Genomic DNA, 14,424 nt, shown 5'->3' on the forward strand with positions numbered 1-14,424 from the left:
ATTCCTTTATGTCACCAGGTAAAGAGGGTGGGGCTTCCCCATCCTCCTTCTTTTTACCTGTGAACTTTTCACCGTTTTTTGCTAGTTTCTCTAGCTGTTTTACTTGGCCTTATCGGCTCTTTTTTTCTGATCGTCCAGCACAGCACTGGCAAGGCCTGCTGCTAGGATTCCAGCAACGAGGCTTGCGATGCTTTCTTCCGTTCCTGTATTTGGTAATCTACCTTCGGAAACTGGAGCAGCTGAAACTGCTGGTGTTTGAGCTGTTTTCTCGACTTCCTTCCCTTCTGAAACGATTCCTTTCTGACTGACAGGTTCCACCCCAACAGATGACTTAGAAGTTTCTGTTGGCTCTGGTCCTTCTGAGACATGAGGGCGCTCTGGGTTCGGAAGCGGTTGTGGTTGTGGTTGCGGCTGTGGCTCTGGTTGTGGTTCTGGTTGCGGCTGCGGTTGCGGCTGTGGCTCTGGTTGTGGAGTGTCTGGAAGCACTTCTTTCGTGCCCACCTCTGTAATTTCTGCCACTGGATCTAGCTCTACAAAGGCATCTAGTTCCTTCCGGCTTTCCACACCATTTTCTTGAGAGAGTTCCACTAAGCGCAATTTGCGGCCTTTTTGACCTTCTTGAACCACACGTTTCTTACCTTTTGGAAGATCCGTATTTGGACGTTCTAAGCGTTCAAAGTCCATCTCTTCTGGCTCAATCACCAACTCTGGTTTGGTGTGGACCAGATTCTTAACCCCTTCTTCAGGGATGGCTGAGCCTGTAGGTGCTTTTGCGGAGAGAGAAAGTTGATATACTTTTTCGAGCTTGCCATCTTCTGAGACAACCTTGACAAGAACCGGAGCATTGCCACTTTTAGCATCCACGACCGTAACGGCTGTTCCATTCTTGCCTTGTGCTGAAACGATTGGACGGTCTCCCTCATACTCTAGATGATAATCTGTCACATCTGGTTTAAAGCCTTCTAGGTCTTTGCCATTCACTTGGATGGTGACGTCTGTTGTTGCCTGGGCCTCTTCTGTTGGGGCATAGGCGCTCAATTCAACGATTCCGATTCCTTTTAGATGTTCATCACGGACCATTCTTAAACGGATGGCTTTGGTTCTAGTTTCATTGAAGCTGAGGTTAGAGATATAGCCAGCTTCAAAGTCATAATCCAAGCTATAAGGAATTTCTTCCCAGTTAGAGGCTTGGTTAAATGGATGATCTGGAAGATTCTTCAGATTGCCATAATCATCCGGAACCTCAAAGTCTGGACCAATATAGCGTTCAAGAACGGTTTTCGTTGGCAAGCCTGTTTCTTGATCCGCAAAGAAGTCGACCGCTACTTTATTGACCAAACGCTCTGTTACCTGGCCATTTTTCTTGAAGATGAGACCAGCAAAGGCTTCGGTTTGATCCGGTTCTCTCTTCCAGTTGGTCCAACGGTAATACTCGTTGTAGCCACCATCGTTGATGTAATCGATATAGTCGATTTGATTTGGATCGAGATCATTGGTTTCACTGGCAAATGCCCTGGTATCGTCTGCATTGTAATCACGGTTTACAGAAAGGTTTTCTCCTGTCTTTTCTGACACCCGGACGGTCAGCTGAGCTCTCAGATCATAGCCAATGACTTTTCCTTCCAGCGTGAAGCTTCCTTCATGAGAAAGCGCATCAGCTGGGACAGCCTGCCAATCCACCGTAAGCTCCTTGCGTTCATAGCCTGTATCCCCTTGGAAGTAAACGCCTACGGTAGATGGTAGAACCAGATCTTGACCAACTTTCACAAAACGGCTACCTGCTTCCACTGCTACTGGGGTAGCTTGTTTCAGTTTTTCTGCATCGCTTGTGAGATGGAGGCGGTATTCTTGTAAGATGGTACCATCTTCCGCTTTATGGATGACACGGATTGGCTCCCCTTCATGGACACTTGGCACAACCGTTGCAAGACCGTGATGGCTAGCTGTCGCTTCCACCTGTGGATAAGCTCGATCACGCGCATCGATGTAGTAATCGGTCACACTTGGGTTGACACCTGGCAAGACATCGCCATTGACACGAATGGTCAACTGGCTCTTCTCTTCTGCCGCAACCTTATTGGCAAAGATCTGAATCTCTGAAATAGAGCTTCCACGCTTGCCTTCTGGCGTCTTCATACGGATACGAACAGCATAGGTGTCGACTTTATCAAAACTGAAATGATTCATCTTACCAGCTGCTACCGGTTCTTCAACGGTTAGGTTGCTGACTTCTTTCCAGTTAGCTGGATTGTTAAATGGATGGTCTGTTTCGTCTTTGACACGATTTGGATTGCTTGGAACTGTTGGGATTTGTTCCCCTGTATAGTACTCAATCACATACTCACTTGGAGCCCCAACGCCGTGGTCTTCGTGGAAACCAACATGGAGGTTGTCCACTGCTCGCTTGGTCAAGATACCAGAATCCCCAAACAAGATACCGACAGAATCTTCCGCATTGTTACGGCCCCAGTTGGTCCAACGGTTAGCTGGAGCATCGGTAAAGGAGATGACCTTGTCATTAACCTTAGCAACTGGATCTGCATCGTTAGAATCACTTGCAAAAGCGAGTGGCAAGACAGATCCTGTCCATTGCTCTGCTACATTGGCACCCTTGACTGTGTTTGCGGAAACACGAATATGAAGACGTGTTGGAAGATCCGTTCCTTCTACACGACCGGCTAGGACAACTTCTCCTTCTTTGGCCAAGAGTTGCGGATCGACCGCATCCCAGGCCACCTTGGCAGCATAGGTCTTACCATTAGAGTGATAGGTCCGCACGCTTTCTGGAAGAGCTGGTTTTTCTCCGACTGGAGTGGTAGTGCTGACTTCTTCTACAGCGATAATGCCTTCAACCGTCACTTGAGCTTGGGCTTCTTTTTCCACACCCTCTACATGACCTGTGACTGTAAAGCTATGGTAATCCTTGACTTGATCTGCGGTTACAGCATCCCAGGTCACGCGTTTTTCTTTCGGGAATCCCTTGTCATACTCGACCAAGACGGTCTCTGGAAGAGCTGGCAAAACATTTCGATCCGTACTGATCCGTACAGGACGCACCTTCACAACCGTCTTTTCTTCTGGATTTGGCGTGATGGTAAAGCTGACTTCTCCTGTTTGTCCTTGGAAGTTAGCTTCTAAATGAACCAATCCTGCTTCTCGCAATTCCAAACCTTTATTGGTTGCGACGGCTTTTCCTTGGCTACCAGCTCTTGTTTTCACATCGATTTGATCTGCTTTGAGACTTGCCTGGCTACCATCTTGGTAATGGGCAATGACTTCAAGTGGTACCGTTTGGTCTTCCTTGAGTTCCTGTCCTTCTGGCAGACGCAATTCTAGGCGCTCAATCTGTGGACTTTCTTCTTGGAATTGGACCACATAGGTCTGTACAGCTCCCGTATCCTGAGCAGTCACAAAGATTTGAGCCTTCAAACCATTTTCACGATTAGCTTGGAGGACCGTCACTTGAGCATTTTCTGCACTTGCTGTGACTTGACCTGGCTCTTGACCATAATCGAGGGAACGGAAAATAGTATGGTTGCCACTACCAAATTTTGGAAGGGCTATCCCATCTAGCTGAACCGTTGGTTTCTTAGCCTTGGCTACATCTCCTCCTGCAACCACTAGTGTCGCTTGGACCGTTTCTCCATTGCCTAGGAGTCCTGTCGCTTTCAAGCGTGCTCCTGGTGTAGACAATTGATCTTCTTGACCAGCTTCCAAGGTCCATTGATCGACCTCATAGTGGGCAGTGGTCCCATCAGTGAAGACTAATTGCACAGCCTTATCCACTGTTGCTAGATCTGCTCCCTGTGGGATTTGTTTGATGACTGGAAGGACTTGTTCCACGCCGATCACATCGACCAGAGCTTCGACCGTGCGTCCTTGAACATGACCTGTCACACGGACTTGGCCAGCACGGCTATAGTCTGCTGCATCCCATTCAACGGCTTCTTCTTGGGCCTTGCCATCACTATAGACCACATTGACCTTACTTGGTAAGGCTGGCTCTTCTCCTAGATAAGCACTTTGTCGAATAGGTTCCACACCTAATACAGTTCGTTCTGCTTGGTCCTTCTTACCTGTAAAGAGGCTGACTTGGTCTGATTGCAAGCGATCTGAGTCTGCATACAGAGTAAAGGCACCCGCCTGCTCAGTTGATTTGACAATCACAACCCCTTTGCCATTGAAGGCTTTGCGTTGCCATGTGCCATCTTCCTGCGCTTTGTAGCGTTCACGGCTGGCTTGTTCTCCATTATCGACACCGACAATTTGGCCTTGTCCATGCAAATGGAAATGCACCAAATTATTGGCAGTTGGTACGACACGACCTGCTTCATCGACGATTTCGTAGGTAATATAGGTCAAATCTTTGCCGTCCGCTGCAATCGCGTGTTCTTCTTTCAACAAACGGACACCCGCAGGCTTGCCGGCTGTTTCGACTTGATCTTTCGCAATCACTTCACCCGCTTCGTTGCGCGCAATAGCTTCCACTTTACCTGGTACATAAGGTACCAACCACTCTAGATAGAGTTCATCTGGTTTTGCCCCTTCTTGGTAGGTCCGGCCATCAGCTGTGGTCTTCTTGGTAAAGGTCTTGACTCCTTGTGATTTCCCATTGACAATCAATTCCACACTGTGGGCATTGGAGAAGGTCCGAACAGGAATCCGTCCTTCTTCATCCATGACACGATTGGCTAATTCTGGATTGTCCCAGTTCCAATGTGGTAAGAGATGGACCATTGGATGTTTCTCGGCCGATACCCATTGACTTTGGTAAAGGTAAAAATCATTCTTTGGAAGGCCGGCAGTATCGACAATACCGAAATAAGAACTTTTCACAGGTGTGTCATTTTGGTTGTGCCATGGGGTTGGCTCACCGATATAGTCCGTACCGGTCCAGATAAATTGTCCTGCATAGCCGGCATGATCACGGTCAAAGGTCCAAGAGGCGGTTGCTGTCCGACCCCAACCAACCCGGTCATTGCCGTAGTCTGATTGTTCATAGTGGCGGTCTTCTTGGTTGCTTCCTACCCATTCTCTTTCAGGGTGGTAGTATGAACCCCGTGTCCGCGTCGCAGAAGAGGTTTCCGAACCATAAATGAGCCAGTTTGGATGTTTCGCCCGTAAGCTTTCATAGTTGGCTTCTGAATAGTTGAAGCCAACCGCATCAAGCTCTGCTGCTACCTTTTCATGGCCTCCTGATCCATCACCAAAGCGGAATTTATCAGCTCCCATGGTGACATAGCGGGTTGCATCCACGTCCTTGATGGTCTTGACCAACCGACGAACAGTTGCGACAGATTTGTCTGAACCATCTGCTTCACCGACTTCGTTACCGATTGACCACATGACAATGGCTGGATTGTTCTTGCCCCGCTCTACCATGGTCCGTAGATCGTAATCGGACCAAGTATCCCCCTTACGAGCTTCTGGGTGAGTGGCATCTTTTTCAAAGAAACGACCATAATCGTATTGTTTCTTACCACCATACCAGGTATCAAAGGCTTCTTCTTGGACCATCAAGCCCAACTCAGCCGCAATGTTTAAGGTTTGTTCACTGGCTGGGTTGTGGGTCGTCCGAATCGCATTGACCCCCATGTCCTTCATCTGTTTGAGACGACGGTATTCAGCCTTGTAATTTTCCTCAGCTCCAAGAGCCCCGTGGTCATGGTGAAGGGATACCCCGTGGAATTTCGTCGCCACCCCATTCAGGAAGAAGCCACCTTCTGGCGTCCAGTTCAGATAGCGATAACCAAAGCGTTCCTTTTGCACATCGACCAACTGCGAATCCCGATAAACCCGCGTATACAAGGTATAGAGAGCTGGATGATCCGTTTTCACATCCCAGAGGGTTGGTTTTTCAACATGCAAGGTTTGAGATAGGTTGATCTCTTGACCTGCTAGAACAGCTTGCGCTTCACTGCGCGTTTTTTCGCTCACCACTTGGCCATTTTGATCGACAATTTCATATTCCGCATAAATACTATGGGCTTGATCATCCTGGTTGACAATGCGGCTCTTCACCACTGTATCTACTGCCCCATTTTGCTGTTTTTCTAACTGAGGGGTCGTAATCGTAGTCCCATACTGCGCTAAATGAACCTTGTCCGTTACACTCAGCTTAACATCCCGGTAAATCCCACTACCAGAATACCAACGGCTACTTGGTTGTTGATTGACCACATGAACGGCGATGGTGTTCTCGCTTCCATCCGCATTCAAATAAGGAGTAATATCATAAGAAAAGGCATTGTAGCCATTTGGATAATGACCAACGAATTGTCCGTTTACATAGACTTTAGAATCCATATAAACCCCGCCAAATTCCAAGCGGACCTTCTTATCTAGATCTTTGTCGTCCAAACGGAAGGTCTTACGATACCAAGCATCCCCTCCGTTTAATTGCCCCCCTTCATTTTGAGCAGGAGAGTTGTGATCGAAATCAAAGAAAATAGACCAGTCATGAGGAAGATCTAATTTTTTCCAATCCTTGACATCCACTTGACGCCCTTCTGCACCAGGAGCTGCATTTAATTTAAAATACCAATCTTTATTAAAATCACGTTCTCGATCTTGCACAATATCCTCCGCTACACGATTTTGGTCTGGAGCAGCTGTTTCTTCCGTTCCTGTAGCACGCTCAGATGAAGCTGAAACGGGCTGGCCTTCGCCTTGATGCGCTGGCTTTTCCTCAACTCTGGTAGGGGTGATGACAGCTGGAGCTTCTGAAACCCTTGCACCAGCTCCAGGAACTTCCGCTTCTGAGTTTTCCGTCACAACACTTGGTGTCTCCATCGAAGTCGGTTCACTTTCGAGGGCTGGCTTTTCTTCCGCATGGACCCTTGAAAGACCCAAGGCAGAAATCCCAATCACAACAGAACAAGCTCCAACTGAGAGCTTACGAATACTAAAAACAGGACGCTTTTCAAAAAAAGACTTTCCCATAAAAACCTCCTCTTAGGATTAACAATTAAATTTGTAAGCGCTTTCTTCTGTCTGCGAACACTTACAGAAAATCACATATTAACTATACCAAAAAAATAGGAGCGATAGGCCTCGATTTCGCTCTAACTATAGTTAGATTAAGAATTCCTTTAATTAGTGGAAATCCCCTACGAGGCAAAAAATAGAAGCCAACGGCTCCTATTGAGAGCATAGACAAACTGTTCTTTTTTACAAATCTTATAAATTCTATAATATAAAAAAATTTATTCGTTAGAATTATTCAATCATCTACTGAAACTTTCCGCTGTGAGAAAAGTGCCTGAAACTATTCAGTTTCAGGCACTCGGAATTATTGAGACCTTAGGCTCAATAATTAGTCATGGAACTTCGTAGAAGTTCGCTGACGTCCGTACTCACCTAAGGAAAGTTTCTAAGAAGACTTTGTCTTCAGTCTGAAATAGAAGCCAACGGCTTCTATTTTTTATGATCTTATAATCCTGGTTCTTGACCAAGTTCAGCAGCCACCATCCAAATGTTCTTTTCAAGTTCTGCTTTCGCCCCAACAAAGATATCGTTGGTTACATCGTCGCCTTCAGCATCGGTAACATCCAAAGCTTTTTGGTAAAGGCCATCAAGGTAATGGAAGATTTCAAGAACACGTGTCAAGCTTTCTTCTACATTTTTTGTAAATGTTCCACGGCGTTCTTCAATATTGCTGTGTTCCAAAAATTCAGTCATGCTAGAATATGGCGCACCACCAAGAGTGATCAAGCGTTCGCTCACTTCATCTAAGGTTGCATCCAAGCTGTCCATGTATTCGTCCATTTTTGGATGCCAAACCATAAAGCCACGTCCACGCATATACCAGTGTACTTGGTGAAGGGCAATGTGAGCCACGTAGAGATCTGCTACGACTTGGTTCAAGAGAGCTTTTGTTTCTGGAAGAGTTTCTTTATTTGAAGGTGCAAAAGTTGCTACATCAGTAGCTGCTTCATGTTTCATAGTTGTCATGTCATTTCTCCTTTTTATAATGATTCTAATTAACTATGTCTTTATTATATGCTTCCTCCACCAGAAAGTCAAGATAAAAGATTAAAAAAGATCATAGTTGTCAATTGAGAAAAGATACGATAGAATGAAGAAGACTAATCGAAAGGCTTGACTAATGAAATATATCTTTACCTTCCTGATCTCCATGGTGCCCCTTGTTGAATTGCGCGGGGCCATCCCTTTTGCCATTGCAAATGGTATTCCCTTATGGACAGCGCTCCTGATCGGAGTGATCGGAAATCTTCTCCCTGTCCCTCTGATCTTCTTTTTCGCCCGCCATATTCTTACTTGGGGGGCAAAAAAACCAATTATCGGAGGCTTTTTTAGCTGGTGTCTCAATAAAGGCCATAGAGGCGGACAGAAATTAGAAAAAGCTGCAGGAGACAAGGGAATCTTCTGGGCCTTATTGCTCTTTGTTGGAATCCCTCTTCCGGGAACTGGTGCCTGGACCGGTGCCCTTGCAGCTTCTATCCTTGACTGGGACTTCAAACGCAGTAGCCTCGCAGTCATGCTCGGAGTGATACTAGCCGGCCTCATCATGGGAACCCTGTCCCTGCTTCTAGGAATCGATACCTTCGCACATTAACCAAAAGACTGAAGCAACGGCTTCAGTCCTTTACATACAAAAAAGAGGTTTCGAAGGAAACCTCTTATTTTTTTATTCTTAGTTGTTAAGAGCTGCTGCCATTGTAGCTGCAACTTCTGCTTCAAAGTCATTTGAAGCTTTTTCAATACCTTCACCAACTTCAAAACGAACGAATTCGATAACTGAAGCATTTACTGATTCAAGGTAAGCTTCCACTGTCTTGCTGTCATCCATGATGTAGACTTGTGCAAGAAGAGTGTAGGCTTGGTCAACTTTTGTGTTGTCCAAGAAGAAGCGATCCATTTTACCCGGGATGATTTTATCCCAGATTTTTTCTGGTTTACCTTCAGCTGCCAATTCAGCTTTGATATCTTCTTCAGCTTGAGCAACCACTTCGTCAGTCAATTGTGCTTTTGAACCGAATTTCAAGTGTGGAAGAGCTGGTTTACCAACCATTGCACGGCTTTCGTTATCTTGGTCGATGACGTGGTTCAATTGTGCCAATTCATCTTTCACAAATTGTTCATCCAATTCTTTGTATGAAAGAACAGTTGGTTTCATTGCAGCGATGTGCATTGAGATTTGTTTAGCAAGTGCTTCGTCTCCACCTTCGATCACAGAGATAACACCGATACGTCCACCGTTGTGTTGGTAAGCACCGAAGTGTTGTGCATCTGTTTTTTCAAGCAAAGCAAAACGACGGAATGAAATTTTTTCACCGATTGTAGCTGTTGCAGATACATATGCAGCTTCAAGAGTTTCACCTGAAGGCATTGTCAAAGCAAGAGCTTCTTCGTTGTTAGCTGGTTTACCTTCAGCGATCACTTTCGCTGTTGCGTTTACCAATTCAACGAATTGAGCGTTTTTCGCAACGAAGTCAGTTTCAGCATTTACTTCAACTACTGCTGCAACGTTACCATTGACATAAACACCAGTCAAACCTTCAGCGGCAACACGGTCAGCTTTCTTAGCTGCTTTAGCCATACCTTTTTCGCGAAGCAATTCGATCGCTTTTTCGATATCACCTTCAACTTCAACCAATGCCTTTTTAGCGTCCATGACACCGGCACCAGATTTTTCACGCAATTCTTTTACAAGCTTAGCTGTAATTTCTGCCATTTTTGTTCTCCTATATTTTTTAATAAAATAAGAGGGTCGGGCTGAGCCCTGCCCTCTTAGGTTCGTTACTTATTGAATGAAATTAAGCGTTGTCGCCTTCTACAACTTCAACGATTTCTTCGATTGAATCAGCTTGACCTTCAGTAGCTGCCAATTCAACTTCTACTGTAGCAACACTGTCTTCACCTTGACGTCCTTCGATAACAGCGTCAGCCATTTTCGCAGTGATCAATTTAACAGCGCGGATAGCGTCATCGTTCGCTGGGATGATAACATCGATATCATCTGGGTCAGTGTTTGTGTCGACCATCGCTACAACTGGGATACCCAATTTCTTAGCTTCTTTAACAGCGATTTGTTCTTTATGTGGATCCACAACGTACATTACGTCTGGGATACGAGGCATGTCTTCGATACCGCCCAAGAATTTTTCAAGACGAGCGCGTTGTTTGTTCAACAATGCAACTTCTTTCTTAGGAAGAACTTCAAAAGTTCCATCTTCTTCCATGCGTTTGATTTCTTTCAAACGAGCGATACGTTTTTGGATTGTTCCCCAGTTAGTAAGAGTTCCACCCAACCAACGGTGGTTGATGAAGTATTGACCTGCACGAACAGCTTCTTCTGCAACAGCATCAGCAGCTTGTTTCTTAGTACCTACGAACAAGATAACTGCATCGTTTGCAGCTGCATCACGCATGAAGTCGTATGCTTGGTCTGCGTATTTTACAGTTTGTTGCAAGTCGATAACGTGGATTCCGTTACGTTCTGTGAAGATGTACTTAGCCATCTTAGGGTTCCAGCGACGAGTTTGGTGACCGAAGTGTACACCAGCCTCAAGAAGTTGTTTCATTGAAATTACTGCCATGAGTAGTTTCTCCTTTTTTGTTTTTTTCTCCTCTCTCAGACGTCAACTTGCAGCACGACCACAAGGGCAACGGTGCCACAATGGATCCGAGATGAGTATTTGCTGTCTTAGACAACTCTATAAGTATAGCAGAAATCCCTAGAATTCGCAAGCTATTTGAGAGATTTTTTCAATCCCTACGATGAAATGGTTTTCTAAAGTTGTTTGACGTAAAAAGTTTTTCTTGACCTATCTTGTTTTTTAGGTTACAATATTATATGTTATGGCGGTATAGCCAAGTGGTAAGGCACGGCTCTGCAAAAGCTTGATCGTCGGTTCAAATCCGTCTACCGCCTTGATAATAAAATTTTTTATCATCTTTTATCTTTTAAAAATTCCCCTAGCAATAGGGGGTTTTTTTGTTGCCATTTGCTCCTTTCCTTGATTACTGATATAATAAAACCTCGCCTGATTGGCGAAGCACATTAGAAAGGGTATTTATGAAAAACATTCGTTTCTTTACGATCGGCCTTCTTTCACTAGTAACACTAGCAGCTTGCTCACCTGCCAATTCTGGGCAACCAGCAAAAACTGCTTCTAGTTCTAGAAAACCGATCAAACAATCTTCAACCAAAAAATCATCTAGTAAACCGTCGAGCACTTCTTCAGACAGCACTAGCTCAAATGATTTTTCAGATCGCTACAGCATGGATCCAGATGATGGTTCTTCTCTCCAATATGTGCCGGGAGCTGCATCCATTCCTGAGATCGAAAAACTCAAGAATCTCCACCCTACCACTGGTTTTGTATTAAGAACCGAAGATGGACAAGAGGTTGGTGGGCCAAAAGAAAGAAGCAGTTACGATGATATGGTGGCAGCCTTTGGTCAACCTGTAAGTAGCACAGACAGTGCGAATCCTGGAGATGGGGTTAATGTTTGGGTAACAGATAATGGCGATATCATGGCTTTCTTCCACAATAATGTCCTAACAGATATCACCTTCCGTTTAAAAGAGGGCGATGCCAACCACCAGTCTACTGGCGCCATTTCCAAATCCGATACACCAAAAACAGCTCTCGAGCGTCTCGGAAAACCCTATGCCATTATGCGTTCTGAACGTTGGACCAGCTATGTCTATAAAGATAGTAACGGGGACGAATCTAACTTCTCTACACAAGGAGACAAGATCGTTAATGTTATGTCTGCTGCAGAAACCAAGCGCTTAAAAGGCATCACCGGTCTGGATAAAAATCAATAACGATCCATAAAAAGAGGCTGGGACAAAAGTCCTAGCCTCTTAATTATTTTTGGATTGTCGAGCAAGACGCAGTGGTTGAGTGCTCAAAGCACTGCTTTGAGGTGGTGGATAGAACTTGCGAAGCAAGTATCCTAAGTCTTTGTTCGCTTTTTAAGCTTCAAAAATACCCTATGTTGACGGAAACTATGTTTCCTTTATCTGCAAGTCTCCCAGACTGTTGAAGCTGTCCCACTCTCTCTTTCTTACAATTCAGCAATTTGGTTCAAATTCACTTCTGCAACCGTATCGTTACCGAACATAGAAATGACCATTTTGACCTTGTTGTTATCAATTTCAGTGATCTTACCAGTATAGTCTGTGAAGGCACCGTCGATGATACGAACTGTATCACCTACCTTGACATCCAAATCAAACTCTTGAACAGTTTGACCCATAGAGAGCAAGATACTGCGGATTTCTTCTTCCAACAATGGAGTTGGTTTTGAACGGTTCCCGTGGGATCCGACGAAACCAGTAACGTTCGGTGTATTCCGAACAACAAACCAAGCTTCATCTGTCATGACCATTTCGACCAAGACATAACCTGGGAAGCGGTTTTCTTCGATTTCTTTTGTTTTACCGTTTTTCTCAACTTGTACGGTTTGAGTTGGAATCTCTACGCGCAAGATGTTTTCTAACATATTATAAGTTTGCGCACGTTGCAAAAGATTCTCTTTTACCTTGTTTTCATATCCTGAGTAGGTTTGTAGTACAAACCAGCCTTTATCAAAACTGTCCATTTGGGCATCCTTTCTTTCTGTTTAGCCTGCTCGAGCTTTTGTGAACACACTAAAAAAAGCCTCTTGGCTTTCCTTTTCCTAGCTTCATTATACCACATTTTGCCGGAATGCAAAGAGGTTTGCTGATTTATTTTTAAGAAAAGGCCATAAAAAGCAGGACCCTTGGGATCCCGCCTGGCTTCTTTTCTTAAAAGAAATTGATCATGTGCAATAGGCCACGTGCAATGACTTTGTCAAACAAATAAATCAATGCAACAAAGAAAGCGGTGTACTCAATCACTGAGATAAAGTTTTTCCATCTTTCCTTGCGATTTGGCCAAGTTGTATCTTTTAGTAAGACGAAAATATCTTTAATGAATTTCACAACTCTCTCCTATCGTGTTTCTTTATGGATGGTATACTTGCTGCAATGTTTGCAGAATTTATTGACTTCTAGACGTGTTGGTTTTGGCGTCCCACTCAACTTAATGGAGTAATTGCGTGACCCACAAACCGTACACGCTAGACTTGCTTTTTTTAATGCCATAACGCCTCCGTTCACCCCATTATAGCAAGTTTTCCACGTTTTGACAAGGACAGAAAATCTACTGTCAATAAAAAAGCAAATCTAAAGCGTTATCACTCTAGTTTTTTCCTCATTTTTGGTAAAATAAAACAAAAGGAGACGAATATGAAAAGTGATAACTTAAAAGAAAGTAGAAATATTGAAGACCGTCGAGGGCAAAGCTACTCCCAGTCTTCAGGCAACAGTAACCTTGGCGGGGGGATTTTACAGATCTTACTATCGCCTGGAAGCTTCAAGAGTAAGATCATCATTATCCTCCTCATAGTCTTTCTAGGAGGAGGAGCTAGCCTTGGGGGTCTCTTTGGAAATGGGACTTCTTCTCAACCTTACCAATCCACCCAAGTCACGCGCACCAACAAGACCCATGTCGATGATGCAGATGCTGAGTTCGTCAGCAAGGTCCTTGCCACAACAGAAGATCATTGGCACAAGGTCTTTCAAGCCGAAGGACGGACCTACCAGGAGCCCAAACTAGTCTTCTATACCGGACGGACAAAGACAGGCTGTGGAGTTGGGCAAGCATCGGCTGGTCCCTTCTACTGTCCAACCGACAAAAAGATTTATTTGGATATGAGCTTCTACAAGGAATTAACAACCAAATACAAGGCTAGCGGGGACTTCGCCATGGCCTACGTGATCGCTCACGAAGTCGGCCACCACGTGCAAAATGAGCTGGGAATCCTTGGTAAATACCATCGGATGCAACAAGGTCTTTCTGAAAAGGAACGAAATGCCATCAGTGTCCGCATTGAGCTACAAGCTGATTATCTAGCCGGTGTCTGGGCCCGCTCCATTCAAGACCGAAACCTTCTAGATATCGGCGATATCGAAGAAGCCATGAATGCGGCTCATGCAGTTGGTGATGATACTCTCCAGGAGCAAGCCTACGGCTACTCGGTACCAGATAGCTTTACCCACGGGACTTCGGAACAACGCATGCGCTGGTTCAAACGAGGCTACCAGTACGGGGATCTTCAACACGGCGATACCTTTAGCTTGTCAGATAGCGAACTCTAAACAAAGGTCTATTCAGAAATCCTTCTGAATGGATCTTTTTAGAATATAGACAAATTGCATTTTACATAAAACAATCTAAGTAACGTTGAAAAATTAAAATAATTAATACTATTAGGATCATTTCAACAGAAACTTTCCGCCGTGAGAAAAGTGCCAGAAACACTGTTGTTTCTAGCACTCGGGAGTTTTGAGACCTCAGGCTCAAAACTAAGTCATGGAACTTCTTCGAAGTTCGCTGACGTCCGTACTCACTTAAGGAAAGT

10 protein-coding genes and 1 tRNA gene are annotated in these 14,424 nt (G+C 44.8%); 4 read left to right on the top strand and 7 right to left on the bottom strand.

Annotated elements, in window-relative coordinates; all coding sequences use genetic code 11:
- Positions 1-99 precede the first annotated feature (99 nt).
- A complete protein-coding gene (locus SM122_RS06875) occupies positions 100-6,942 on the bottom strand; it encodes an Ig-like domain-containing protein (protein WP_155170437.1) in 6,843 nt (2,280 codons plus the stop codon).
- Between the two features lie 489 nt (positions 6,943-7,431).
- Positions 7,432-7,953, bottom strand: coding sequence for a Dps family protein (locus SM122_RS06880; protein WP_003001978.1), 522 nt, complete (start codon positions 7,951-7,953; stop codon positions 7,432-7,434).
- Between the two features lie 154 nt (positions 7,954-8,107).
- Here SM122_RS06880 and SM122_RS06885 point away from each other — a divergent pair, with 154 nt between their 5' ends.
- Positions 8,108-8,578, top strand: a complete 471-nt coding sequence (locus SM122_RS06885; protein ID WP_003002130.1) for a COG2426 family protein — start codon at positions 8,108-8,110, stop codon at positions 8,576-8,578.
- 78 nt (positions 8,579-8,656) lie between these two features.
- Here SM122_RS06885 and tsf read toward each other — a convergent pair whose 3' ends face one another.
- Together tsf and rpsB are read right to left on the bottom strand one after the other, a co-directional pair.
- Positions 8,657-9,697, bottom strand: a complete 1,041-nt coding sequence (gene tsf, locus SM122_RS06890) for a translation elongation factor Ts (RefSeq protein WP_003001949.1) — start codon at positions 9,695-9,697, stop codon at positions 8,657-8,659.
- Positions 9,698-9,779: 82 nt separating this feature from the next.
- Entirely contained in the window at positions 9,780-10,562 is a 783-nt protein-coding gene (rpsB, locus tag SM122_RS06895) for a 30S ribosomal protein S2 (protein WP_324737914.1), read from the bottom strand.
- A gap of 264 nt (positions 10,563-10,826) precedes the next feature.
- Here rpsB and SM122_RS06900 point away from each other — a divergent pair.
- Positions 10,827-10,897 (top strand) — tRNA-Cys (locus SM122_RS06900).
- Between the two features lie 144 nt (positions 10,898-11,041).
- The gene (locus SM122_RS06905) at positions 11,042-11,800 is read left to right on the top strand and encodes a hypothetical protein (RefSeq protein ID WP_155170435.1); all 759 of its coding nucleotides are present in this window, start codon (positions 11,042-11,044) and stop codon (positions 11,798-11,800) included.
- Between the two features lie 242 nt (positions 11,801-12,042).
- On the opposite strand, the gene nusG is transcribed toward SM122_RS06905, so the two are convergent.
- From nusG to rpmG, 3 genes are all read right to left on the bottom strand, one after another.
- Entirely contained in the window at positions 12,043-12,579 is a 537-nt protein-coding gene (nusG, locus tag SM122_RS06910; RefSeq protein WP_003002077.1) for a transcription termination/antitermination protein NusG, read from the bottom strand.
- Positions 12,580-12,766: 187 nt separating this feature from the next.
- On the bottom strand, positions 12,767-12,943 hold the full coding sequence (secE, locus tag SM122_RS06915) for a preprotein translocase subunit SecE (protein WP_003002261.1): 177 nt from the start codon (positions 12,941-12,943) through the stop codon (positions 12,767-12,769).
- A gap of 9 nt (positions 12,944-12,952) precedes the next feature.
- Positions 12,953-13,105, bottom strand: coding sequence for a 50S ribosomal protein L33 (gene rpmG, locus SM122_RS06920; RefSeq protein WP_003009043.1), 153 nt, complete (start codon positions 13,103-13,105; stop codon positions 12,953-12,955).
- 144 nt (positions 13,106-13,249) lie between these two features.
- Between rpmG and ypfJ the strand changes: the two genes are divergently transcribed.
- Positions 13,250-14,161 carry a KPN_02809 family neutral zinc metallopeptidase gene (gene ypfJ, locus SM122_RS06925; protein WP_023919834.1) on the top strand — a complete coding sequence of 304 codons (912 nt, stop codon included), beginning with the start codon at positions 13,250-13,252 and terminating at the stop codon, positions 14,159-14,161.
- Positions 14,162-14,424 lie beyond the last annotated feature (263 nt).

This window comes from Streptococcus gingivalis, from assembly GCF_035544715.1.
GTDB classification, from domain to species: domain Bacteria; phylum Bacillota; class Bacilli; order Lactobacillales; family Streptococcaceae; genus Streptococcus; species Streptococcus gingivalis.

Bases quoted from the DNA above. Each gene is read 5' to 3' on its own strand.
- SM122_RS06875 (WP_155170437.1), bottom strand. From the start codon at position 6,942: ATGGGAAAGTCTTTTTTTGAAAAGCGTCCTGTTTTTAGTATTCGTAAG.
- SM122_RS06880 (WP_003001978.1), bottom strand. From the start codon at position 7,953: ATGACAACTATGAAACATGAAGCAGCTACTGATGTAGCAACTTTTGCA.
- SM122_RS06885 (WP_003002130.1), top strand. From the start codon at position 8,108: ATGAAATATATCTTTACCTTCCTGATCTCCATGGTGCCCCTTGTTGAA.
- tsf (WP_003001949.1), bottom strand. From the start codon at position 9,697: ATGGCAGAAATTACAGCTAAGCTTGTAAAAGAATTGCGTGAAAAATCT.
- rpsB (WP_324737914.1), bottom strand. From the start codon at position 10,562: ATGGCAGTAATTTCAATGAAACAACTTCTTGAGGCTGGTGTACACTTC.
- SM122_RS06905 (WP_155170435.1), top strand. From the start codon at position 11,042: ATGAAAAACATTCGTTTCTTTACGATCGGCCTTCTTTCACTAGTAACA.
- nusG (WP_003002077.1), bottom strand. From the start codon at position 12,579: ATGGACAGTTTTGATAAAGGCTGGTTTGTACTACAAACCTACTCAGGA.
- rpmG (WP_003009043.1), bottom strand. From the start codon at position 13,105: ATGGCATTAAAAAAAGCAAGTCTAGCGTGTACGGTTTGTGGGTCACGC.
- ypfJ (WP_023919834.1), top strand. From the start codon at position 13,250: ATGAAAAGTGATAACTTAAAAGAAAGTAGAAATATTGAAGACCGTCGA.